Annotated in this window: 21 protein-coding genes; 14 read left to right on the top strand and 7 right to left on the bottom strand. The window is 57.9% G+C overall.

Translation table 11 applies throughout. From position 1 onward, the window contains the following. Positions 1-2: 2 nt before the first annotated feature. Together V8J88_RS19340 and V8J88_RS19335 are read right to left on the bottom strand one after the other, a co-directional pair. Complete coding sequence (locus V8J88_RS19340) at positions 3-1,517, bottom strand: YifB family Mg chelatase-like AAA ATPase (protein ID WP_338845866.1); 1,515 nt, start codon at positions 1,515-1,517, stop codon at positions 3-5. A 62-nt stretch (positions 1,518-1,579) separates the two neighbouring features. After that, complete coding sequence (locus tag V8J88_RS19335; RefSeq protein ID WP_338845865.1) at positions 1,580-1,834, bottom strand: accessory factor UbiK family protein; 255 nt, start codon at positions 1,832-1,834, stop codon at positions 1,580-1,582. Between the two features lie 344 nt (positions 1,835-2,178). On the opposite strand from V8J88_RS19335, the gene V8J88_RS19330 reads away from it, so the two are divergent. From V8J88_RS19330 to V8J88_RS19305, 6 genes are all read left to right on the top strand, one after another. Continuing rightward, positions 2,179-2,910 (top strand): TorF family putative porin, encoded by a 732-nt coding sequence (locus tag V8J88_RS19330; RefSeq protein ID WP_338845864.1) that lies wholly within the window; start codon positions 2,179-2,181, stop codon positions 2,908-2,910. A 10-nt stretch (positions 2,911-2,920) separates the two neighbouring features. After that, positions 2,921-3,259 (top strand): P-II family nitrogen regulator, encoded by a 339-nt coding sequence (locus tag V8J88_RS19325; RefSeq protein WP_338845863.1) that lies wholly within the window; start codon positions 2,921-2,923, stop codon positions 3,257-3,259. Positions 3,260-3,269: 10 nt separating this feature from the next. Then, positions 3,270-4,856 carry an ammonium transporter gene (gene amt, locus V8J88_RS19320; RefSeq protein WP_338845862.1) on the top strand — a complete coding sequence of 529 codons (1,587 nt, stop codon included), beginning with the start codon at positions 3,270-3,272 and terminating at the stop codon, positions 4,854-4,856. Positions 4,857-5,030: 174 nt separating this feature from the next. Then, positions 5,031-6,317, top strand: coding sequence for a glutamate--cysteine ligase (gene gshA / locus V8J88_RS19315; RefSeq protein ID WP_338845861.1), 1,287 nt, complete (start codon positions 5,031-5,033; stop codon positions 6,315-6,317). Positions 6,318-6,325: 8 nt separating this feature from the next. Next, positions 6,326-7,276: a glutathione synthase gene (gene gshB, locus V8J88_RS19310; RefSeq protein WP_338845860.1), complete on the top strand. Its 951-nt coding sequence runs from the start codon at positions 6,326-6,328 to the stop codon at positions 7,274-7,276. Beyond that, positions 7,273-7,674 carry a PTS fructose transporter subunit IIA gene (locus tag V8J88_RS19305; RefSeq protein WP_338845859.1) on the top strand — a complete coding sequence of 134 codons (402 nt, stop codon included), beginning with the start codon at positions 7,273-7,275 and terminating at the stop codon, positions 7,672-7,674. Before gshB ends, V8J88_RS19305 begins: the two co-directional genes overlap by 4 nt. Before the next feature lie 182 nt (positions 7,675-7,856). On the opposite strand, the gene hemB is transcribed toward V8J88_RS19305, so the two are convergent. Further along, positions 7,857-8,855: a porphobilinogen synthase gene (hemB, locus tag V8J88_RS19300; RefSeq protein WP_338845858.1), complete on the bottom strand. Its 999-nt coding sequence runs from the start codon at positions 8,853-8,855 to the stop codon at positions 7,857-7,859. Beyond that, the gene (yihA, locus tag V8J88_RS19295) at positions 8,852-9,562 is read right to left on the bottom strand and encodes a ribosome biogenesis GTP-binding protein YihA/YsxC (RefSeq protein WP_338845857.1); all 711 of its coding nucleotides are present in this window, start codon (positions 9,560-9,562) and stop codon (positions 8,852-8,854) included. Before yihA ends, hemB begins: the two co-directional genes overlap by 4 nt. Before the next feature lie 318 nt (positions 9,563-9,880). Here yihA and V8J88_RS19290 point away from each other — a divergent pair, with 318 nt between their 5' ends. The 5 genes from V8J88_RS19290 (at position 9,881) to V8J88_RS19270 (ending at position 15,560) form a co-directional block, all read left to right on the top strand. Beyond that, positions 9,881-10,543 carry a c-type cytochrome gene (locus V8J88_RS19290; protein ID WP_338845856.1) on the top strand — a complete coding sequence of 221 codons (663 nt, stop codon included), beginning with the start codon at positions 9,881-9,883 and terminating at the stop codon, positions 10,541-10,543. An 80-nt stretch (positions 10,544-10,623) separates the two neighbouring features. Then, positions 10,624-12,774, top strand: coding sequence for a cytochrome c biogenesis protein ResB (locus V8J88_RS19285; RefSeq protein ID WP_338845855.1), 2,151 nt, complete (start codon positions 10,624-10,626; stop codon positions 12,772-12,774). Beyond that, the gene (ccsB, locus tag V8J88_RS19280; RefSeq protein WP_338845854.1) at positions 12,761-13,900 is read left to right on the top strand and encodes a c-type cytochrome biogenesis protein CcsB; all 1,140 of its coding nucleotides are present in this window, start codon (positions 12,761-12,763) and stop codon (positions 13,898-13,900) included. Before V8J88_RS19285 ends, ccsB begins: the two co-directional genes overlap by 14 nt. A gap of 66 nt (positions 13,901-13,966) precedes the next feature. Then, positions 13,967-14,920, top strand: a complete 954-nt coding sequence (gene msrP, locus V8J88_RS19275) for a protein-methionine-sulfoxide reductase catalytic subunit MsrP (protein ID WP_338849935.1) — start codon at positions 13,967-13,969, stop codon at positions 14,918-14,920. Positions 14,921-14,933: 13 nt separating this feature from the next. Next, entirely contained in the window at positions 14,934-15,560 is a 627-nt protein-coding gene (locus V8J88_RS19270) for a protein-methionine-sulfoxide reductase heme-binding subunit MsrQ (RefSeq protein ID WP_338849934.1), read from the top strand. A gap of 23 nt (positions 15,561-15,583) precedes the next feature. Here V8J88_RS19270 and lysA read toward each other — a convergent pair whose 3' ends face one another. Then, complete coding sequence (gene lysA, locus V8J88_RS19265) at positions 15,584-16,855, bottom strand: diaminopimelate decarboxylase (protein WP_338845853.1); 1,272 nt, start codon at positions 16,853-16,855, stop codon at positions 15,584-15,586. A 54-nt stretch (positions 16,856-16,909) separates the two neighbouring features. After that, a complete protein-coding gene (locus V8J88_RS19260) occupies positions 16,910-17,116 on the bottom strand; it encodes a lipoprotein (RefSeq protein WP_338845852.1) in 207 nt (68 codons plus the stop codon). A gap of 41 nt (positions 17,117-17,157) precedes the next feature. Here V8J88_RS19260 and cyaY point away from each other — a divergent pair, with 41 nt between their 5' ends. Then, the gene (gene cyaY, locus V8J88_RS19255) at positions 17,158-17,484 is read left to right on the top strand and encodes an iron donor protein CyaY (RefSeq protein ID WP_338845851.1); all 327 of its coding nucleotides are present in this window, start codon (positions 17,158-17,160) and stop codon (positions 17,482-17,484) included. A 27-nt stretch (positions 17,485-17,511) separates the two neighbouring features. Here cyaY and V8J88_RS19250 read toward each other — a convergent pair whose 3' ends face one another. Continuing rightward, the gene (locus V8J88_RS19250; protein ID WP_338849933.1) at positions 17,512-19,857 is read right to left on the bottom strand and encodes a penicillin-binding protein 1A; all 2,346 of its coding nucleotides are present in this window, start codon (positions 19,855-19,857) and stop codon (positions 17,512-17,514) included. 489 nt (positions 19,858-20,346) lie between these two features. On the opposite strand from V8J88_RS19250, the gene V8J88_RS19245 reads away from it, so the two are divergent. Beyond that, the gene (locus tag V8J88_RS19245) at positions 20,347-21,429 is read left to right on the top strand and encodes a pilus assembly protein PilM (RefSeq protein ID WP_338845850.1); all 1,083 of its coding nucleotides are present in this window, start codon (positions 20,347-20,349) and stop codon (positions 21,427-21,429) included. Beyond that, positions 21,426-22,082 (top strand): PilN domain-containing protein, encoded by a 657-nt coding sequence (locus V8J88_RS19240; protein WP_338845849.1) that lies wholly within the window; start codon positions 21,426-21,428, stop codon positions 22,080-22,082. The genes V8J88_RS19245 and V8J88_RS19240 overlap by 4 nt, the downstream gene beginning before the upstream one ends. Positions 22,083-22,084 lie beyond the last annotated feature (2 nt).

The following is a 22,084-nucleotide window of genomic DNA, read 5'->3' as shown; positions in this document are numbered from 1 at the left end:
GTTTATTTCTCCCGCAGTCCGCGCCGGTATTGAATCGCCTCCGCCACCTGCGCCCGGCCCGGCGCCGGCAGGCCGGCCAGATCGGCCACGGTGCGCGCCACTTTCAGCACGCGGTGGTAGGCGCGCGCCGACCAGTTCAGTTTTTGCATGGCCTGTTGCAGCAGTGCGGCGCCGGCGGCGTCCGGCTGACAGTGGGCGTCGATTTCGCGGCTGCCGAGCTGGCTGTTGGGTTTGCCCTGGCGCGCCAATTGGCGTTGCCAGGCGGCTTGCACCCGCGTCGCCACATCGTGCGAGGCTTCGCCATCGGCGGCTTTTTGCAACTCCTCCTGGCTCAAGGCGCCGACCTGGATTTGCATGTCGATGCGATCCAGCAGCGGGCCGGAAATCCTGTCCTGATAACGCGCCACCGCTTCCGGGGTGCAGCGGCATTTGCCGCTGGCATGTCCCAAGTAACCGCAGGGGCAGGGATTCATCGCCGCCAGCAATTGAAAGCGGGCCGGGAAATCGGCCTGGCGTGCTGCGCGGGAGATGGTGATTTGTCCCGATTCCAGCGGCTCGCGCAAGACTTCCAGCACCTTGCGGTCAAATTCCGGCAATTCATCGAGAAATAAAACGCCGTTGTGCGCCAGCGAAATTTCGCCCGGGCGCGGGGTGGAGCCGCCGCCCACCAGGGCCACGCCGGAAGCAGTGTGATGCGGCGCACGGTAGGGACGCTGCTTCCAGCGCTGCGCCTGAAAGCCGGAAGTCAGCGATTGCACGGCTGCCGCCTCCAGCGCCTCCTGTTCCGTCATTTCCGGCAAAATCCCGGGAAAACGCGCCGCCAACATGCTCTTGCCTGTCCCCGGCGGCCCGCTCATTAACAGACTGTGGCTGCCTGCGGCGGCCACTTCCAGCGCACGCTTGGCGGCTTGCTGGCCTTTCACGTCCAGCAGATCGGGATAGGCCGGGCGTTGGCCGGCCAGATTGGCGCGATAGGCTTGCAATTTCTGCTGCGGATCGCGGCTGGCGAAGTGCGCGCACACCTCCAGCAGGGTGCGCGCCGGGAAGATCTGCACCCCGGTGGCGAGCGCCGCTTCGGGCGCGTTTTGCGCCGGCAAAATAAAGGCCGGTTTCGCGCCGCCGCTTTGCTGGATGGCGAAGGTCATGGCCAGCGCGCCGCGCACCGGGCGCAATTCGCCCGAAAGCGACAGTTCGCCGGCGAATTCATATTGGCTCAGTTCCTGCGCCGGCAATTGCCCGCTGGCGGCTAAAATCCCGAGCGCGATCGGTAAATCAAAGCGGCCCGACTCTTTCGGCAGATCCGCCGGGGCCAAATTTACGGTGATGCGCTGATTCGGCAAATCAAAACGCGCATTTTGCAGCGCCGCGCGCACCCGGTCTTTGGCTTCTTTGACTTCCGTTTCCGGCAGGCCAACAATGGTCATGCCCGGCAAACCGTTCGCCAAATGCACTTCCACCGTGACTTGCGGCGCTTGCATGCCGCACAGGGCGCGGCTGTTCAATACGGCCAGACTCATAGCCCCTCCTTTGTGCGCAGGGCGCCAGCAGCAGGAGGGCGATGATCAGCGCCGGGGCTGGATTAATCTTTATCCTGGCCGCGTGCGATGCGCGCTTCCAGTTCGGCCACGCGCGCTTCCAGCGCTTCCAAACGGGCGCGGGTTTTGGCCAGCACCTGGCTTTGGATATCAAATTCTTCGCGCGTGACCAGATCCAGCTTGGCGAAACCCTGCGACATCATCGCCTTCATGTTCTGTTGCACATCCTTGGCTGGCGAATTTTCCAGCACCTGGTTGAATTTGCCCTGCAAATCATTGAAAAAAGCATTCATATCCATAGAGAAACTCCCTGCTGCACAAAGTGCAGTGCTGCGTGTTGATGGTAAAGCCAAAGCGGCGCGTATGGCGTGCTTTGTCGCGTGTTGGCGTCATTTTGCCTGAAAGCGTGTTGCATTGCGCGCGCACTGATTTGGTGCGTGAACTGCGCTGCACCAGTTTGGGGCGCTTGTTGCCCAAAGCTGTGCCGGGCTGCGCACCGCTGTCGCACAAACTCACCATGCCGGCGCAGAGCTGGATTGCTGCAATGCAATGCTGGCACGAGTCCTGCTTAGGTATCGGCAAGACGTGCATAAACAGCGTTGTCCAAAAATGGCAACGCGCTTCGATACGAAAGGGAAGAGCTATGAAAACCATCTTGCGTGCATCTGCAATCGGCGCCGTCTTGTGCCTGGCTGGCGTGAATGTCCAGGCGCAGGAAAAAAAGCCGGAGCATGAAGTCAGCGCCAATCTCGGCATTGCCTCTGACTATCGCTATCGCGGGCTGTCGCAAACCCGTTTGCAGCCCGCTGTGCAGGGCGGCGTGGATTACGTCAACAACGCCGGCGGCTGGTACGCCGGGGCCTGGGCGTCAACCATTAAATGGACCAAGGATGTGGGCGGCAGCGGCGATATCGAACTGGATCTGTATGCCGGCAAGCGCGGTGAAATCGCCAAGGATTGGGCTTATGACGTCGGCCTGCTGACCTATGTGTACCCGTCAAACGGTTTGACGCCGAACGTCAACACCACTGAGCTGTACGGGCAAATCAGTTATCAGGCGGTGAGTCTGAAGTATTCGCGCTCGCTGTCGAATCTGTTCGGCGTGGCGGACAGCAAGGGCAGCGGCTATCTGGATTTGAGCGCGAATTTGCCACTGGCGGATGGTTTCACCCTGAATCTGCATGTGGGGCGGCAGAGCGTGAAAAACGCGGGTGCGCTGTCCTACACCGATTACAAGCTGGGTCTCAGCAAGGAATTCAGCTTCGCCACCCTGGCTTTGGCCGTGATCGGCACGAACACCAAAGTCTATGTCGCGCCGAATGGCAAGAATTTGGGCAAGAGCGCGCTGGTGCTGACCGCCAGCAAGACTTTCTGAGGGGCAGACCATGAAAATGATTACAGCGATTATCAAACCCTTCAAGCTCGATGAAGTGCGTGAAGCGCTTTCCACGCTTGGGGTGCAAGGGATTACGGTGACAGAGGTGAAAGGCTTTGGCCGGCAAAAGGGGCACACCGAGCTGTACCGGGGGGCGGAATATGTGGTCGATTTTCTGCCCAAAACCAAGATCGAAGCGGCGGTGGATGATGCGATTGTCGAAGCGGTGATTGAAACCATAGAAAAAGCGGCGCGCACCGGCAAGATTGGCGACGGCAAGATTTTTGTCTCGCCGCTGGAGCAAGTGGTGCGTATCCGTACCGGCGAAACCGGCAACGAGGCATTGTGAGGAGATGGGGATGAAGCGATTATTGAATTGGATCAGCGCAGCCATGTTGGCCTGCGCTCTGGCCGGTGCGGCGCAGGCGGCAGACGCCAGCGCGGATGGCAAGGCGGCGGCCAGCGCTGCTGCTGCGACGCCTGCAGCCTCTGTCCCTGCGGCGCCAGCCGCAGCCGCCCCTGCGCCGGCAGAAACCGCCGCCAGCGCTGCCGCATCTGCGCCGGCAGCCGCGCCCGCAGCAGTTGCCGCGCCTGCCCCCGCCGCTGCAGCGCCGGCGGCGCCCACCGCGCAAAAAGCCGACACCGGCTGGATGATGGTGGCCACGCTGCTGGTGATTTTAATGACGATTCCCGGTCTGGCCCTGTTTTACGGCGGCATGGTGCGCAGTAAAAACATGCTCTCGATCCTGATTCAGGTATTTGTGATTTTCTCCCTGATCGTGGTGTTGTGGTGCTTGTACGGTTATTCCTTCGCCTTCACCGAAGGCAATGCGCTGATAGGCGGAAGCGCGCGCTTATTCCTGCAAGGCATTTATGATCCGGCCAAGGGCTTTGCTGTCGCCGCCACCTTCAGCAAGGGCGTGGTGATCCCGGAGTTCATTTATGTTGCCTTCCAGGCCACGTTTGCCGCCATTACCTGCGGCTTGATCGTCGGCGCCTTTGCTGAGCGCGTCAAATTTTCCGCCGTGCTGGCTTTTATCGTGCTGTGGTTCACCTTCGCCTATGTGCCGATTGCGCACATGGTGTGGTTCTGGCCCGGCCCGGATGGCATTAAAGACGCCGCCAGTCTGGCGAGTGAAACCGCAAAAGGCGGCTTCCTGTGGCAAAAAGGCGCGCTTGACTTCGCCGGCGGCACCGTGGTGCATATCAATGCCTCGGTGGCGGGTTTGATCGGCGCCTACATGGTCGGCAAGCGCATCGGCTACAAGCGTGAATCGATGGCCCCGCATTCCCTGACCCTGACCATGGTCGGCGCCTCGCTGCTGTGGGTGGGCTGGTTTGGTTTCAATGCCGGCTCCGCACTGGAAGCGGGCGATATCGCCACCCTGGCCTTTGTCAACACCTTGCTGGCGACTGCGGCAGCGACGGTGGCCTGGACTGCCGGCGAATGGGTGCACAAGCGTCGGCCCTCGATGTTGGGCGCAGCTTCCGGCGCGGTGGCCGGGCTGGTGGCGGTGACGCCGGCTTGCGGCTTCGTCGGCCCGATGGGCGCTTTGCTGATCGGCTTGCTGGCCGGCCTGGTCTGCCTGTGGGGTGTGAATGGTTTGAAACGCCTGCTCGGCGCGGATGACTCGCTGGACGTGTTCGGCGTGCATGGCGTGGGCGGCATCCTCGGCGCCTTGCTGACTGGCGTGTTCGCTGCGCCGAAACTGGGCGGGCAGGGCATTTTTGACTACGTGGCGAATAAGGCCGCAGCTGAATATGACATCGCCAGCCAGGTGTGGATTCAAGCCCAGGCCGTCGGCGTGACGGTGTTGTGGTCGGCGGTGGTTTCCTTCGCTGCCTATAAATTGGTGGATTTAGTGATCGGCTTGCGGGTCGCTGAAGACGAAGAACGTGAAGGCCTGGACATTACCAGCCACGGCGAATCGGCATACCATCATTAAAATCTTGCATTGCCGGCAAAAAACGCCGCCCATCCGGGCGGCGTTTTTCTTTCATAGTCAAAAGCTATGAGGTTCATGCATATCTTTTTGCGCAAACGGGGTTTACAATCTTGCCGCCGCCACCATTTGTGACGCTCTGCCGTATGGCAACAAGCTTGATAAAAAGGAAACAACATGGTTCCCCACCTGGTCACTGCTCTGACCGGCCCTTTGCTTGATCTGGAAAAGAAAATCCTGGAGGCCACGCCGGCCATCGAGCGCTGGTTCCGGCTGGAATGGCAAGAACACACGCCGCCGTTTTATTGCTCGGTGGATTTGCGCAACGCCGGTTTCAAGCTGGCTCCGGTGGACAGCAATCTGTTCCCGCGCGGCTTTAATCATCTGGCGCAGGAAATGTTGCCGCTGGCGGTGCAGGCGGCCATGGCCGCAATCGACAAATACTGTCCCGATGCGCGGAATGTGATTTTGATTCCGGAAAAAGATCTGGACGATCCTTCTTATTCGCAAAACGTGTCACGCCTGGTGAAAATTTTCCGTCAGACCGGTTTGCATGTGCGCCTGGGGTGTTGGCGTTGCAATGCGCCGCGCCAGATTGCGCTTGATGATGGCTCCAGCCTGACCTTGGAGCCGCTGCAGCGCTCAGCCAACGGGCGGCGCGTGGTGCTGCCCAATTTTGATCCCTGCACCATCATTCTGAATAATGATCTGGCGCAAGGCGTGCCGGCGGTGCTGGATCAGGTGCACGAGCAAAACCTGTTGCCGCCTTTGCACGCCGGCTGGAGCGTGCGGCGCAAGCATAATCATTTCGCGGCCTACGATGAAGTGGCGAAAAAATTCGGCAAATTGATTGATATCGACCCCTGGATGGTCAATCCGCTGTACGGCAAAACCGGGGAAATCAATCTGGCTTTGCCGGAAGGCGCGGATCTGCTGAAAACCACGGTGGATGGCGTGCTGTCCAAAATCCGTAAAAAGTACAAGGAATACGGCATCAAAGAAAAGCCCTTTGTGATCGTCAAGGGCAATGCCAGCACCGAGGGGGCCGGCATTTTCACGCTGCGCGACGCCAAGGAATTGACCGGCTTGCTGGAGCGCGCCGGCAACACCCTGGGCAAAGACGGTGAACCGCTGTCCGATGTGGTGGTGCAGGAAGGCGTATATACTTTCGAGCGGATCAACGAAGCTGTCACCGAACCGGTGGTGTATATGATTGACCGCTATGTGATCGGCGGCTATTACCGGGTGCATGAGCAGCGCGCGGCGGATGAAAGCCTGAACATGCCGGGTTCGCGCTTTGTCCCGCTCGCCTTTGCCCAGCAACACGCGATACCGGACGTGGACGCGCGCCCCGGGGCCAGCGCGCCCAACCGGTTTTATATGTATGGCGTAGTGGCGCGCCTGGCGCTGTTGGCGGCTTCGCTGGAAATGGAAAGAACCGACCCCGACCCGGAAGTCTATTGAGGAAGCCTATGAAAATCGGATTTTTAGCCGACCCGCTGGACAGTTTTAAAACGTATAAAGACTCCACCTACGCCATGATGGTGGAAGCCGCCAGCCGTGGCCATGCCGTCTATGCGTTTGAGCAGCGCGATATGGCTTGGCAGGGCGGCGTGGTCAGCGCCCGCATCAAACGCCTCAGTTTGCAAGCCGGCCAGGCTGACTGGTATACCGTGCAGGAGGAAGCGGAAATGCCCTTGCATGCGCTGGATGCGGTGGTGATGCGCAAAGATCCCCCGTTTGATATGGAATATTTGTATGGCCTGCATTTGCTGGAGCTGGCCAAGCTGCAGGGCGCGCGCGTGTTCAATGATCCGGCGGCGATTCGCGCCCACAATGAAAAAATCACCATCGCCCAATTCGCCCAATTCACCGCGCCGACTTTGATCAGCGCAGACATGGCGCGCCTGCGCGCTTTTCATGCCGAGCATGGGGAAGTGATTTTCAAGCCGCTCGATGGCATGGGGGGAGCCGGCATTTTCCGGGTGGGCGCGGACGGCATGAATCTCGGCGCAGTGCTGGAGACGCTTACCGGCCTGGGCGCGCGCACTATCATGGCGCAGCGTTATTTGCCGGCGATCAAAGATGGCGATAAGCGGATTTTGCTGATTGGCGGCAAGGTCGTGCCGTATGCCCTGGCGCGTATCCCGCAGGGCGGCGAAGTGCGCGGCAATCTGGCCGCCGGCGGGCGGGGCGAAGCGCGCGAACTGAGTGCGCGCGACCGCGAAATCGCCGAAACCCTGGCCCCGCAGCTGGCCGCACGCGGCTTGCTCCTGGTCGGCCTGGATGTGATTGGCGACAGTCTGACCGAAGTGAATGTCACCAGCCCCACTTGTTTTCAGGAAATTACCGCGCAAACCGGGTTTTCGGTGGCCGCTATGTTCATTGACGCCTTACAGACAGCGACAGGGAGCGCAGCATGATAGGGATTTTATTGATCACGCATCAACCTTTGGGCGCGGCCTTTATCGCCGCCGCCAGCCATGTTTTCCGCCATCAACCGGAGCGCTTGGAAGCGATAGACGTGGTGGCTGATCAGGATACGGATGAGGTGAATTGTCTGGCGCAAGAAGCCATTGGCCGGCTGGACGATGGCAGCGGGGTGTTGCTGATGACTGACATCATGGGCGGCACGCCTTGCAATTGCTGCACCCGGCTGCGTGAGCCGGGCAAGGTCGAAGTGATTGCAGGCATCAGTCTGCCGATGCTGTTGCGCGCCATCACGTACCGCAATGACACGCTGGATGTGGTGACGGAAATGGCCTTGCAAGGCGGCCATAATGGCGTGATCAAATTGGAAAACCGGCTGCGTATTGCGTAGTGCTGCGCTGCCATATAACTTGCTTGGGCAGTGCGGTGTGCTTATTTGCGCTTGGCGGAATGGATTGCCAGCCTTGGCGCGAAGCGCTTCAGCAGCGCACTGCAAGCTGCTTCGATTTCCGGCGTCTGACGCCGGGCTTGACTGCGTTCAGCCCAGCCAGCGTCAGAACAGCCCGGCGCCGATCAGGCGCGCAGTAAGCGCGCAGCATCCAGCGCGAAATACGTCAAAATCCCATCCGCGCCGGCGCGTTTGAACGCCAGCAGGCTTTCCATCATCACCTTGTCGTGATCCAGCCAGCCATTGGCGGCGGCGGCTTTCAGCATCGCGTATTCGCCGCTGACCTGATAAGCGAAGGTCGGCGCGCCGAATTCTTTTTTCACGCGCTGCACAATGTCGAGATAGGGCATGCCGGGTTTGATCATCACCATGTCGGCGCCTTCCTGCAGATCGAGCGCCACTTCGCGCAGGGCTTCGTCGCCATTGCCCGGGTCCATCTGGTAATTCGCCTTATTGCTCTTGCCCAGATTGCCCGCCGAGCCAAGCGCATCGCGGAACGGGCCGTAATAGGCCGAGGCGTATTTGGCCGAGTAAGCCAGAATCCGTGTGTGGATATGACCGGCGGCTTCCAGTGCGGCGCGGATGGCGCCGATGCGGCCATCCATCATGTCCGATGGCGCCACCACATCCGCGCCGGCGGCGGCGTGACACAGCGCCTGCTTCACCAGCAGCGCGATGGTTGCATCGTTTAACACATAACCATCGGCGTCGATCACGCCATCCTGGCCGTGGCTGGTGTAGGGGTCGAGTGCGATATCGGTGATTACGCCAAGCTCAGGGACATTTTTCTTCAGCAGGCGCACCGCTTGCGGAATCAGGCCTTCCGGATCCCAGGCGGCATGGCCATCCGGGCTTTTTAAAGCTTGTTCAACCACCGGAAACAGGGCCAGCGCCGGAATGCCGAGCTGCACGCATTCGGCGGCGACTTCCAGCAGCACATCGGGCGAAATTCTTTCCACGCCGGGCATTGAGGGGACAGCTTCGCGCACATGACTGCCGGTGCGCACGAAGACCGGGTAAATCAAATCAGATGGGGACAGCATATTTTCGCGCATCAGGGCGCGGGAAAACGCATCGCGGCGCATGCGGCGCATGCGGATGGCGGGAAAAGCCGGGGTATTCATGCGGGTTCATCCTCTGAGTTGGCGGGCTCCGCCGGGCGGTCTGCTTGATCCAGTCCCAGCAGTTCAAGAATCATGGCGTCGGCCTGCTCCAGGCCGACCCGTTTCGGAGCGGAAAATAACTGCGCGGTGAAGGGGAAACCATTGCCCTCTTCATCCACATAACTGTCCAGAATGCTTTGCGCATAGGCCAGCGCTTGCCGCGCCTCGTTGCGGTTGAGTTTGTCGGCCTTGGTCAGCAGGCAGTGAATCGGTTTGCCGGTCGGCGCAAACCATTCCAGCATTTGCACGTCCAGTTCGGTGAAGGGGCGGCGTGCGTCCATGATCAAAACCAGGGCGACTAATTGGCGCCGCCTTTGCACATAGTCGCCCAGCAGGCGCTGCCAATGGTTTTTGGCGTCGCCGGACACTTCGGCGTAACCGTAGCCGGGCAAATCGACCAGCATGGCGCGGATCTCTTCGCGCCGCACCGGGTCGTGCCGGTGCTGGCCGACGTGTGCGCCGCCAATCGAAAAATAGTTGATGTGCTGGGTGCGTCCCGGCGTGCGGGACGCAAACGCCAAGCGGTTTTGATTGCACAGAATATTGATAGCGGTGGATTTGCCGGCGTTGGAGCGGCCCGCAAAGGCGATCTCAGGCGCCTCGCTGGCGGGCAAATCGCGCAAATGGTTAACAGTGGTGAAAAAACGGGCTTGCCAGAGTCTGGACATCGGGGCGACCTCATATAAGCAGGACTTATGCAAAGCCGCCCCGGCGGTGTTGCGTAAGTCCTAAAAAAAGCTGCGGCACAGCGCAAGCATCCGCACGCTGCAGTCTGATGGAACAGACTGGATGCCAAAATGCAGCAAAGGCTAGCAAAAACGGGAAAACGACAAAAAGCTATTGTACAATAAGGGGTTACTGTTGCGGCATGCGTGTTTTGCAGAGTTTGCCGGCTTCCCCCAGATTGTTGCTGATCAGTGCAGCCCGGGAAGCGGCGGCGCGGCCCATGTGCGGAATTTTCTGTTAATTTGTCCCAGGGTGTGTGAATGAAACCTTCCCCAATTGCGAAGTCCTTGTGCGTGGCGTTGCTGGCAGTGTCGGCATTCGCGTCCGCCAATGAAAGTAAACCCGCTGCAGGCGCAGCCAAGGCCGATCCGGCCAAGGGCGAAGCCCTGTACACCAATGGCGACAGCACGCGTAACATTGCTGCCTGCGTTGCCTGCCATGGCGCAAAAGGCGCCTCCACCATTTCCGCCAACCCGAAATTGGGCGCGCAGCACGAAGCCTATCTGGTCAAGCAATTGACGGAATTCCATAAAGGCGAGCGCAGCATTCCCGCAATGAGCGCGTTTGCCAAAACCATCAACGACGCTGATATTAAAAATCTGTCCGCTTATCTGGCCAAACAGCCGGCCAAGCAAGGCGAGGCCAAAGACAAAGATCTGGCTACGCTGGGCAAGAAGATTTATCGCGGCGGCATCATGGAAAAAAATGTGCCGGCTTGCGCTGGCTGCCATGGCGCCACCGGGGCCGGAATTCCGGCGCAATATCCGCGCCTCTCCGGTCAGCATCAGGATTACACCGTGGCGCAGCTGACAGCTTTCTCCAAAGACAGCCGCAAAAACAGCGCACAGATGAGCACCATCGCCAAGCGCATGTCGGAGCAGGAAATGAAAGCCGTGGCCGACTATGTGGCGGGCTTGAAGTAATCCACTGGCAAGACCAGCCAAAGGGGCAGCGCAAGCTGCCCTTTTTTACGTAACGTGGGCACAGATTTTTTCGAGCAGCAATGAATCCAAATGAAATCAGCGCGCCGCCAGTTGCGCGCTCCCGCTTTGCCACAGCCAGCGAATTGCTGTCTTCGATGCGCTTCGCCATCAGTTTGCTGTGCATTATTTCCATCGCCACCATTATCGGCACCGTGCTCAAGCAAAACGAGCCGATGGGCAATTACATCAATCAATTCGGGCCGTTCTGGTCGGAAGTGTTTGGCAAGATTGATTTGTATGGAGTGTATTCCGCATGGTGGTTTTTGCTGATTCTCGGCTTTCTGGTGGCGTCCACCAGCCTGTGTTTATGGCGCAATACGCCCAAGATGCTGAAAGATATGCGCAGTTGGCGTGAGCAGGTGCGCGAATCCTCACTGCGCCACTTTCACGAACACGAGGTCTGGCATAGCACCCAGCCGCAAGGCGAATTGTTGCAACAGGCGCAAAGCGTGCTGCAGCAACAAGGCTACAAGGTCAAGCAGGTCGAAAAAGAGGACGGCGCGCAATTGCTGGTGGCCAAGCGCGGCGCGGCGAATAAATATGGCTACATCTTCGCGCATCTGTCCATCATCGTGATCAGCATCGGCGGTTTGCTGGATTCTGATCTCGGCATCCGTATGCAAATCTGGTTCAATGGCAAACAGCCATATGGCGGCTCGGGGTTGATCGCTAAAATCCCGGAACAGCATCGTTTGCCTTTGAGCAATCCCACGTTTCGCGGCAACACCATGATTCCGGAAGGCGCCAGCAGCAATGCCGCCATCATTCCAATGCAAAACGGTGTGCTGATTCAGGATCTGCCGTTTGTGATCGAGCTGAAAAAATTCCATATCGATTTTTATTCGACCGGCATGCCCAAGCTGTTCGCCAGCGATGTGGTGATTCATGATGCGCAGCTGCAAAAACCCTTGAGCGCGACCATCAAAGTGAATGAACCGCTGATTTATCGCGGTTACGCCATGTATCAATCCAGTTTTGAGGATGGCGGCAGCAAACTCAAGTTGCGCGCCTGGAATATGCAAGGCGGCGAGAGCCGTCAATTCGCCATGGATGGCGAAATTGGCACATCCTCGCAACTCTCCCGCGCCGGCAGCCATGAGGCTGAATACACCATCGAATGGAATGGCTTCCGCCCCTTCAACGTGGAAAACATGCAAGGCAATGATGTGCGCGCGGTGAATGGGAATAAAGACCTGGGCCAGCAATTATTGGGCAAGATTGAAACCCTGAGCGGTTCGGCGGCCAAGGGAACCAATACCAAAAACCTGAAAAACGTCGGCCCCAGCGTGCAATATAAATTGCGCGACAAAACCGGCCAGGCGCGCGAATTTCACAACTATATGCAGCCGGTGGAAATCGATGGCCAGAGTTTTTATCTGGCGGGGGTGCGCGACAATCCGAACGACGCCTTTTCGTATTTGCGGATTCCGGTGGATGAGCAGCATGGGGTAGGGGAGTGGATGCGTTTGCGCGCAGCGCTGAACAATGAAGAGATGCGGGTGCAGGCGGCGCAGCGTTATGCTCTGCGCGCCTTCCCGCAAGGCTCGCGCCCGGATGCTGACAAAGTGCGCGCGCAATTGCAGGATTCCGCCCTGAAGAGTCTGGGTATCTTTGCCGGCGGCGCCGGCCCCGATAAGCCCGGCGGCATGGTGGCGGTGGCGCAATTTTTGCAGCGCCTGCCACAAGAAGAGCAGGGCAAGGCGGCGGATATTTTCATGAAAATGCTGCAAGGCAGTTTGTGGGATTTGTGGCAGGTGGCGCGCCAGAAGGATGGCTTGCCGGAGCTGGAGAGCCATGAAAAATATGCGCGTTATCTGCAGCATGCGGCGAATGCGCTGTCTGACAATGCGTTTTACGCTGCGCCGGTGTATTTGCAATTGGACGAGTTCAAGGAAATCAAAGCTTCTGTCCTGCAAATCACGCGCGCGCCCGGCAAGAGTGTGGTGTACCTGGGCTTTTTATTGTTGACCCTGGGGGTGTTCGCCATGCTCTACATCCGCGAGCGTCGCCTGTGGTTGTGGCTGAAACCGCAGGAGGGCGGCCAGGAACTGTTGCTGGCCATGAGCAGTCAGCGCAAGACTTTCGAGTTTGTGCAAGAATTCGAGCGGATCAAACAGCAATTGCGCAGCATGCCGGAAGCTGCGCTGGAGAAAGCAAATGAAAGCCAATAACAGCATGGCGCAAACCTGGTTTGCGCAACGTGATTTGTATGACTGGGTGTACGCCAGTGCGATATTCGCCGGCGCCATGTTTGCGCTGTTGCGCTTTGGCGCCTATATGGATGGCTATGAAAAAGCGATTTTATTGTGCGCCGCCCCTTCCTTTGCCTGGCTGGGCTGGGTCTGGCGCCCGATGCGCTGGCTGTTTCCGCTGACTGCCGCCTTGGCCTTGATCGGCATTTTTCAGTACGGCGGCACACTGGAAGCCGCTAAACAGCGTTTTCTTTTGAAATGGTTTTTATCCAGCCAGTCCGCGATTTTATGGATGGCGGTGCTGTTTTGCCTGTCCACGGTGTTTTATTGGATAGGCTTGCTGGGGCGCAGCGAGAGCGCGCAAGCGATTGGCGCACGCCTGTGCTGGGGCGCGGTGGTGTTGGGCGTGACCGGCATGCTGGTGCGCTGGTATGAGTCATATTTGCTGGGCAGCGATGTCGGCCATATTCCGATTTCCAATCTGTATGAAGTGTTCATTCTGTTCGCCTTGATCACGGCGATGTTTTATCTGCACTATGAAAGCTATTACCAAACCCGGCAGATGGGCGCTTTTGTCTTGCTGATCATTGCAGCCGCAGTCGGCTTTTTGCTGTGGTACACGGTGGCGCGCGATGCGGCGGAGATTCAGCCGCTGGTGCCGGCGCTGCAAAGCTGGTGGATGAAAATCCATGTGCCGGCCAATTTCATCGGCTATGGCACGTTTGCGCTGGCGGCGATGGTGGCCTGCGCCTGGCTGTTGAAAAATGCGGGCATTCTGGCTGACCGCCTGCCGCCGCTGGAAGTGTTGGACGATGTGATGTACAAAGCGATTTCGGTCGGCTTTGCCTTCTTCACCATCGCCACCATTCTGGGCGCGCTGTGGGCGGCGGAAGCCTGGGGCGGCTATTGGTCCTGGGACCCGAAAGAAACCTGGGCCTTGATTGTCTGGTTGAATTACGCCGCCTGGCTGCATCTGCGCCTGGTGGGCGGTTTGCGCGGCAAACTGGCGGCCTGGTGGGCGGTGATCGGCCTGCTGGTCACCACCTTTGCCTTTTTGGGCGTGAATATGTTCCTGTCCGGTTTGCATTCCTACGGCAAACTGTAAGGAAGGGGCGTTCCAGCCCGACCAAGAACATCCCCGGCATGCGCCGGGCCTGCAAAGGAGAATATGATGTTGATTCGACATGGCGCGAATGGGCTGGATCTGCCTTACCCCTCTGAAATCACGCCGCAAAGCGTGTATCAAAACCGGCGCGCATTTCTGCACGCGATGGGGGCCGGCGGTTTGCTGCTGGCCGGTGTGCCGGCAGCGGCGGCGGGGCAAAGCCTGGCCGCCAAAACCAATCAGGCCTACACCCTGATGGAAAAAACCACCAGCTTCAAAGACGCCAGTACATACAATAATTTTTATGAGTTCGGCACGGACAAAAGCGATCCGGCGCAAAATGCGCACACCCTGAAAACCCGGCCCTGGGTGGTCAGCATCGAAGGCGAGGTCAAAAAGCCCTTGCAACTTGATCTGGACGCCCTGCTCAAATTGGCCCCGCTGGAAGAGCGGGTGTACCGCCTGCGCTGTGTCGAAGGCTGGTCGATGGTGATTCCCTGGATCGGCTATTCCATGTCGGAGCTGATCAAGCGGGTCGAGCCGAATGGGCAGGCCAAATTTGTCGAATTTGTCACGCTCGCCGATAAGAAGCAAATGCCGGGCATCGCCAATCCTGTGCTGGAGTGGCCGTATGTCGAAGGCTTGCGCCTGGATGAGGCAAACCACCCGCTCTGCCTGCTCTGTCTTGGGATGTACGGCCAGGTTTTGCCGAATCAGAACGGGGCGCCGGTGCGCTTGATCGTGCCCTGGAAATATGGTTTTAAATCGGCCAAATCCATCGTCAAAATCCGCTTTGTGCGCGAGCAGCCGAAAACCGCCTGGAATCTGAGCGCGCCGGAAGAATACGGTTTTTATTCCAATGTGAACCCGGAGGTGAATCATCCGCGCTGGTCACAGGCCAGCGAGCGCCGTATCGGCGAAGACGGGTTTTTCACGAAAAAACGCAAAACCCTGATGTTCAATGGCTATTCCCAGGTCGCCGGTTTATATACCGGCATGGACTTGCGTAAATTCTATTGAGCGGGGGCGCGTGATGCAGCCATCTGATGTGCGACGCGTGAAAGGCGTGTTGTTTGTGCTTTTTCTGTTGCCGGCCTTGCGTCTTTTGCATGGCGCTTTTTTTGACGGGCTGGGCGCCAATCCGCTCGAATTCATCACCCGCAACAGCGGCGACTGGTGTTTATATTTTCTGACACTGGGCTTGGCGATTACCCCCTTGCGGCATGCGCTGGGGTGGCAATGGCTCTTGCCGCTGCGGCGTATGATTGGCCTGTACGCCTTCTTTTACGCTTGTCTGCACTTCACCGCCTTTTTCTGGTTCGATCATTTCTTTGATCTGCAGGAAATGTTGCAAGACGCCGCCAAACGGCCTTTCATTTTGCTTGGTTTGCTGGCTTTTGTGCTCTTGATTCCATTGGCCGCCAGCAGTAATCGTTGGGCTATCCGCAAACTGGGGCGGCGTTGGCAGCAATTGCATCGCCTGGTGTATCTGATTGCCGTGCTGGCGCTGTGGCATTACTGGTGGATGAAAGCCGGTAAAAATGATTTTGCCCAGCCGGCCTTATTCATCGCCTTGATCGGCGCTTTGCTGGCCGCGCGGCTGTGGCGCGCGCGCAGCCGGCAGAATGCGCCGCCTGCGCAGGCGGGGCGGGCGCAATAAGTCAGCGTATGGCGCCGCCGGTATTAAAACGGGATTTTTTCCAGCGCAAACAGGCTGTCCAGCTGTTCCCTCTCACGGATCAGGTGCATTTGCGCGCCATCGACCAGCACTTCGGCAGCGCGGGCGCGCGTGTTGTAATTGCTCGACATGGTCATGCCGTATGCGCCGGCGGACATAAAGGCGAGCAGATCGTCTTCTTGCAGCGCCAGTTCGCGCGCGCGCGCCAGCCAATCCGCCGATTCGCATACCGGGCCGACGATGTCATACAGTTGCGCCGCCCGGGCGTGCTGTTGCAGCGGCAAGACTTCATGCCAGGCTTGATACAGGGCGGGGCGTAATAAATCATTCATCGCCGCATCGACAATCGCGAAATTTTTGCCGGCGCCGTGTTTCAGATATTCGACCCGGCTTAACAGCAGGCCGCAATTCCCGATAATAGAGCGGCCCGGTTCAAACACAATCCGCAACGCTTGCGTATGCGCACTGCGCGCGCGCCAGGCATCGATGCGGGCAAACAGGTGTTGCAAATAATCGCCCACCGGCACAGGTTGCTGATCACTGGTGTAGCGTATGCCCAAGCCGCCGCCGATATCCAGATGCTGCAAATGAATGCCTTCCGCCGCCAGGGTATCAACCAGCAAGGCAATCCGCTCAAATGCTGCTAACAGCGGCGCATCATCCAGCAATTGCGAACCGATATGGCAGTCGATGCCGTGCACCTGTAAATGCGGCAGGCCAGCGGCCATGCGGTACAGCGGCAAGGCCTCTTCGTAGGCGATGCCGAATTTGTTTTCTTTCAGGCCGGTGGAAATATAGGGATGGGTTTGCGCATCGACATCCGGATTGACGCGCAGCGAAATCGGCGCGCGGCAGCCAAGTTCGCCGGCGATCTGGTTGATGCGCAGCAGTTCAGATGCTGATTCCACATTGAAGCAGGCCACTTGCTGCTGCAACGCGAAGCGGATTTCCTCACGCGATTTGCCGACGCCGGAAAAGATCACTTTTTGCGCTGCGCCGCCCGCTGCCAGCACGCGCCGCAATTCGCCGCCGGACACGATATCAAAACCAAAACCTTGCTTTGCTAAAATGTGCAGGATAGCCAGATTTGAATTGGATTTGACGGAATAGCAAATCAAGCTGTCGCGGCCCTGGCAAGCTTGCTGCCAACTGTCGCATGCAGCTTGCAAGGCGGCGCGCGAATACACATAGCAGGGCGTGCCAAATTGCGCAGCCACTTCGGACAAAGCCAATTGTTCGGCGTAAAGTTCGCCGTTTTGATAATGAAAATGCGACATATTCGACCGTATCAAAAGGGTTGTGAAGTCGCAGCGGCAGCAAGCCTGGAGACGTTATTGTTTGACGTCGGCGTTGGCGCTGGATTTTGCCGCTTTTTTGTCATCGGCGCGGGCGGCGCCGGTTGCTTCTGCTTTTTTCTCTACAGCCTCCTTGGGCGGTTCAGGCAGATACAGCGGGCCGCGTTGACCGCAGGCGGCCAAGAGGCAAAGCGCAAGACCAAAAGGCAGTGCGCGGAAAAGAGTGGGGCTGGCTGGCTTCATATAGAATCAGTTAAAACATCAGCAGATATGAGGAGTGTAACATGGGCGAAAGCGATTTTTTGCGTCTGGCCGAGCAAACCCTGCAGCGCATTGAAGATGCACTGGATGCGCAGCATGAGGTGTTGGACGTGGAGTGTACGCGCAACGGCAATGTGATGGAGTTGGAGTTTTTGGATAATGGCTCCAAGGTCATCATCAATATTCAATCGGCCATGCAGGAATTGTGGGTGGCGGCGCGCAGCGGCGGCTTTCATTTCCGCCATGAGGGCAGCAGCTGGCAGGACACGCGCGAACATGGCGAGTTGTTCGGTATGTTGTCGCGCATTGTCAGCGAGCAGGGCGGGGTGAATGTGCAACTGGCCGCTTAAGGCGGCCAGTTTGCTCATTGAGCGGCGCTAAAAAATTTCATTTCTGACTTCATCGCGCATTTTTTCATTCTCATCCCCCGGTTTATGATGCAAGCCCAGGCTGCGCACCCCGCTGCCGGGGGGATTTTCCACATAGAAATAGTCGCCGCCGGCTTGAATCAAGCCTTCCGGTACGGGCCGCTCTTCAACCGGGATATCTTTCAAGGCTTTTTGCATATAGCCGATCCAGATTGGCAGCGCCAGGCCGCCGCCGGTTTCGCGGTTGCCCAGATTGCGCGGTTGATCAAACCCCATCCAGGCGATTCCCACCACCTTTGCCTGATAACCGGCAAACCAGGCATCCACCGAATCATTGGTGGTGCCGGTTTTGCCGGCGATATCAGGCCGCTTCAAGACCAGGGCGCGGGTGGCGGTGCCAAACCGCACCACATCGCGCATCATGGAATCCATCATGAATGCATTGCGCTCATCCAGCACGCGGTTGGCTTCATTGCCGGCCAGATCCGGTTGCGCCTGCGCCACGATCTTGCCGCTGCTGTCCGTGACGTGTGAAATCAGATAGGGACTCACTTTATAGCCGCCATTCGCGAATACCGCATACGCCCCCGCCATCTGCAAAGGCGTGACCGCGCCGGCGCCCAGCGCCAGGGTCAGATACGCGGGGTTTTTGTCTGCATCAAAACCAAAACGGGTGGAAAATTCCTGGCCATACTTGGCGCCGATTTTTTGCAAAATGCGGATCGAGACCATGTTTTTGGATTTGGTCAGCGCGCGCCGCATCGACAGCGGGCCTTCATATTTGCCGTCATAGTTTTTCGGCTCCCAGGCCTGGCCGCCGGTTTGCCCGGCGTCAAAGGAAATCGGCTCATCGTTGATCATGGTCGATGGCGATAAGCCTTTTTCCAGTGAGGCTGAATAAATAAAGGGCTTGAAGGAAGAGCCGGGCTGGCGCCAGGCTTGCGTCACATGGTTGAATTTGTTGCGATTGAAATCAAAACCGCCAACCATGGCGCGGATCGCGCCGTCATGCGTGTTGGCGGCGATGAAGGCGGATTCCACCTCAGGCATTTGCGTGATATTCCAGCCATTCACATCTTGCGTGACGCGGATCACGGCGCCGCGCCGGATGCGCTTGTTCGGCGGCGCCTTGTCTGACAGCCAGCCGGCGGCAAAACCCAAGCCCTGGCCGCTGATTGTGATCTCCTCGCCGGACGCCAGCTGCGCGTGCACTTTTTGCGGACTGGACTTCATCACCAGTGCGGCCACGATATCGTCGCTGTCAGGGTGGTCAGCCAGCTCAGCCTCAATCGCTGCATCCGCCTCTTCTTTATTTTCCGGCAGGGTGATGAAAGATTCCGGGCCGCGATAGCCATGCCGCTTTTCATAGTCCATCACGCCGCGCCGCAAGGCCAGATAGGCGGCATCCTGATCTGCTTTGGTAATCGTGGTGAAGACGTTCAGGCCCCTGGTGTAAGCCTCTTCCTTGAATTGCTCATACACCAGTTGCCGAGCCATTTCCGCCACATATTCTGCATGCATGCCAAACTCATTGCTGTCCGGCTTGATCCGCAATTCTTCGTTTTTCGCCTGCTCATACTGCTGCTGCGTAATGTATCCGAGCGTATACATCCGTTGCAAAATGTGTTGTTGACGAACTTTGGCGCGCTTCGGGTTGACCACCGGATTGTAGGCTGAAGGCGCCTTGGGTAAACCGGCCAGCATCGCTGCTTCAGCGATCGAAATTTCCTTGAGAGATTTGCCAAAATATATCTGCGCCGCAGAAGAAAATCCGAAAGAACGTTGTCCAAGATATATCTGATTCATGTACACTTCGAGAATCTGGTCTTTACTCAAATTTTGTTCTATTTTCCATGCCAGCAGCACTTCATATGCTTTTCGTTTAAGAGTTTGCTCGCTGGATAGAAAAAAGTTGCGCGCAACCTGTTGTGTGATTGTCGAAGCGCCCTGCTTCGCGCCACCGGACAGATTGTTCATCAAAGCGCGCACGATGCCTTGCAGGTCAATACCGCCGTGTTCATAGAACCGGTCGTCTTCCGCAGTCAGCACAGCTTTTTTCATCACATCGGGAATATCCTTGATGCGGACCAGATTGCGCCGCTCCTCACCAAATTCGCCAATCAGCACATTGTCAGCTGAAAAGATGCGTAAAGGGATCTTGGGTTTGTAATCGGTCAGCGAATCCAGATCCGGCAGGGTTGGATACGCCATCGAGAGGCCGAAACCGATCACCAGCAGGATGATCAGCAGCAAAGCGACGATGCCGCCGAACAGCCAAAGCAGAATGCGGCCCAGAATGCGGGCGATGCTGGCGGCGGGCGGGGCGGGGGCGACAGGTGGAGGCGTGGTTGTCATGCGTTTTGGTTGCGGTAGTTGCTCACTGGTATGCGAGGCTGCCAGCCAAGCTTGCCGATTATAAAACAGCTGCTGCAACAGCCGCGATGATGCGCTGCACAAGGCGTTGTCAGCGGGGAATGATGCGGCGATGCAACAAGAATTTCGACCCTTCGGCAGCGCAGTAAAGCCGGGGGATAATTCGCTGGCGGACTGACAAAAACTGCTGCACAGCGCGTAGGATTTTGGCAACGGATTTGCCTGGGGCGAGCACGAATTCGCTTTACAGCGCAAAGGCCTTATTGCTAGGATTTAATGTACCATTTTATATATGTTGCCTAACTACAGGTTTTTAAACAAAAAATTCCGAACGAACCCGCTGTTGGCAAGCGCCGGCCCGGCGCAAGAATGGCGCAGTAAGACTGGACGGAGCCACAAACATCCACGCATGCATTGTGCCGCCGGTTTAATGAGGTTCCCCGGAAATAATGATCTTCTGGAGATTTGCCCTTGACGCTGAATATTGGAGCATTGCTGGGCGCCAGAAAGCCACCGCTGGTGGGGTTGGATATATCCACCTCCGCCGTGCGCCTGGTTGAACTGGCCGAAGCAGGCAAGAACGAATACAGGCTGGAGCGTTACGCTTCAGAACCCTTGCCGCGCGGCGCAGTGGTCGATGGCAATATCGAAAACATTGACCAGGTTTCCGAGGCCGTGCGCAGGGTATGGAAAAAAAGCGGCACCCGCATCAAGCTGGTGGCGCTTGGCATGCCGCCGGCGCATGTGATTACCAAGAAAATCATTTTGCCCAGCGGCTTGAGCGAGGATGAGCTGGAAGTCCAGGTTGAATCCGAAGCCAGTCAATATATTCCCTTCGCATTGGATGAAGTCAGTCTCGACTTCGACGTCATCGGCATTGCGCCGAACTCCCCGGATGACGTGGAAGTGATGCTGGCGGCCTCCCGTCGTGAAAAAGTGGAAGATCGCGTCGCCATCGCCGAGGCTGCCGGCCTCAAGCCGGTGGTGATGGATATCGAATCCTACGCCGCACGCGCAGCGATCGACCGGATTACCGAAATGATGCCGGGCGGCGGTTCCGGCCAGATCGTGGCGCTGTTCCAGATCGGCGCGCAAATGACCCATATCTCCGTCATGCTCGATGGCCAAACCGTGTACGAGCGTGAACAGCCCTTCGGCGGCAACCAACTCACGCAAGATATTGTGCGCGCCTATGGCTACCCCTTCGATGACGCCGAAGCGCGTAAAAAGAGCGGCGACCTTGACCCGGGTTGGGAAAATGATTTACTCAATCCATTCCTTGAATCGGCTGCGATGGAAGTCACGCGCGCGATTCAGTTTTTCTTCACATCAACGCCTTACACCAAGGTGGATCAGATTTTCCTGGCAGGCGGTTGCGCGGTGATTCCGGGTTTGCTGGATATCGTCGCCAATCGCACCAAGATCTCCACCACTGTGGTCAGCCCGTTCAAAGGCATGCAATTGGCTTCCGGCGTGCGCGAAAAGCAATTGCGCGCCGAAGCGCCTTCGTATCTGGTCGCTTGTGGCTTGGCTCTGCGGAGGTTTGACCGATGATTAAGATTAATCTGCTGCCGCACCGTGAGGCGCGGCGCAAACAGGCCAAGACGGCATTTGTCGCCATGCTGGTGCTGGCCGCCTTGTGCGGCTTGATTGTGGTGGCGGTGGTCGGCGCGGTGCAGGAAGCCCGCATCACAGAGCAGGATCAGCGCAACAAGCTGATCAAAGAGGCTAACGCCAAGCTGGATAAAAAGATTGCTGACATCTCTAAATTGAAGGAAGAGATTGAGGGGCTCAAGGCGCGTCAGCAGGCTGTGGAGGATCTGCAAAGCGATCGCAATCAGCCTGTGTTGATCATGGATGAGCTGACCAAACAGACACCGGAAGGTATTTTCTTCAAGAGCTTCAAGCAGGAAGGGCAAAGAATTTTGCTGACCGGCTACGCGCAGTCGAATGAGCGTGTGTCTGAGCTGTTGCGCAATCTGAGCAATTCGCAGTGGTTGGAAAAGCCTGATTTGAAACAAATTCAGTTGGGCGCAATCGGCGGCAACGGCAAACCGAACGATAAGCAAGCCAAAAAAGCTTACGAATTTTCGATGTCGGTGTTTGTCAAGCGACCACGCGAGAAGGAAGAGCCTGGCAAACCTGGCAAGCCCGGCAAACCGGGCGAAAAGAATGCAGCGGCCTCAGCCTCTGCCAGCGCGCAGTGAGG

Source organism: Massilia sp. W12, assembly GCF_037300705.1.
GTDB lineage: Bacteria > Pseudomonadota > Gammaproteobacteria > Burkholderiales > Burkholderiaceae_D > JACPVY01.
This window is presented reverse-complemented; position numbering and strand designations above follow the sequence as displayed.

What these genes read in the sequence shown, in the direction of transcription:
- V8J88_RS19340 (WP_338845866.1), bottom strand. Translation starts at nt 1,517, where the DNA reads ATGAGTCTGGCCGTATTGAACAGCCGCGCCCTGTGCGGCATGCAAGCG.
- V8J88_RS19335 (WP_338845865.1), bottom strand. Translation starts at nt 1,834, where the DNA reads ATGGATATGAATGCTTTTTTCAATGATTTGCAGGGCAAATTCAACCAG.
- V8J88_RS19330 (WP_338845864.1), top strand. Translation starts at nt 2,179, where the DNA reads ATGAAAACCATCTTGCGTGCATCTGCAATCGGCGCCGTCTTGTGCCTG.
- V8J88_RS19325 (WP_338845863.1), top strand. Translation starts at nt 2,921, where the DNA reads ATGAAAATGATTACAGCGATTATCAAACCCTTCAAGCTCGATGAAGTG.
- amt (WP_338845862.1), top strand. Translation starts at nt 3,270, where the DNA reads ATGAAGCGATTATTGAATTGGATCAGCGCAGCCATGTTGGCCTGCGCT.
- gshA (WP_338845861.1), top strand. Translation starts at nt 5,031, where the DNA reads ATGGTTCCCCACCTGGTCACTGCTCTGACCGGCCCTTTGCTTGATCTG.
- gshB (WP_338845860.1), top strand. Translation starts at nt 6,326, where the DNA reads ATGAAAATCGGATTTTTAGCCGACCCGCTGGACAGTTTTAAAACGTAT.
- V8J88_RS19305 (WP_338845859.1), top strand. Translation starts at nt 7,273, where the DNA reads ATGATAGGGATTTTATTGATCACGCATCAACCTTTGGGCGCGGCCTTT.
- hemB (WP_338845858.1), bottom strand. Translation starts at nt 8,855, where the DNA reads ATGAATACCCCGGCTTTTCCCGCCATCCGCATGCGCCGCATGCGCCGC.
- yihA (WP_338845857.1), bottom strand. Translation starts at nt 9,562, where the DNA reads ATGTCCAGACTCTGGCAAGCCCGTTTTTTCACCACTGTTAACCATTTG.
- V8J88_RS19290 (WP_338845856.1), top strand. Translation starts at nt 9,881, where the DNA reads ATGAAACCTTCCCCAATTGCGAAGTCCTTGTGCGTGGCGTTGCTGGCA.
- V8J88_RS19285 (WP_338845855.1), top strand. Translation starts at nt 10,624, where the DNA reads ATGAATCCAAATGAAATCAGCGCGCCGCCAGTTGCGCGCTCCCGCTTT.
- ccsB (WP_338845854.1), top strand. Translation starts at nt 12,761, where the DNA reads ATGAAAGCCAATAACAGCATGGCGCAAACCTGGTTTGCGCAACGTGAT.
- msrP (WP_338849935.1), top strand. Translation starts at nt 13,967, where the DNA reads ATGTTGATTCGACATGGCGCGAATGGGCTGGATCTGCCTTACCCCTCT.
- V8J88_RS19270 (WP_338849934.1), top strand. Translation starts at nt 14,934, where the DNA reads ATGCAGCCATCTGATGTGCGACGCGTGAAAGGCGTGTTGTTTGTGCTT.
- lysA (WP_338845853.1), bottom strand. Translation starts at nt 16,855, where the DNA reads ATGTCGCATTTTCATTATCAAAACGGCGAACTTTACGCCGAACAATTG.
- V8J88_RS19260 (WP_338845852.1), bottom strand. Translation starts at nt 17,116, where the DNA reads ATGAAGCCAGCCAGCCCCACTCTTTTCCGCGCACTGCCTTTTGGTCTT.
- cyaY (WP_338845851.1), top strand. Translation starts at nt 17,158, where the DNA reads ATGGGCGAAAGCGATTTTTTGCGTCTGGCCGAGCAAACCCTGCAGCGC.
- V8J88_RS19250 (WP_338849933.1), bottom strand. Translation starts at nt 19,857, where the DNA reads ATGACAACCACGCCTCCACCTGTCGCCCCCGCCCCGCCCGCCGCCAGC.
- V8J88_RS19240 (WP_338845849.1), top strand. Translation starts at nt 21,426, where the DNA reads ATGATTAAGATTAATCTGCTGCCGCACCGTGAGGCGCGGCGCAAACAG.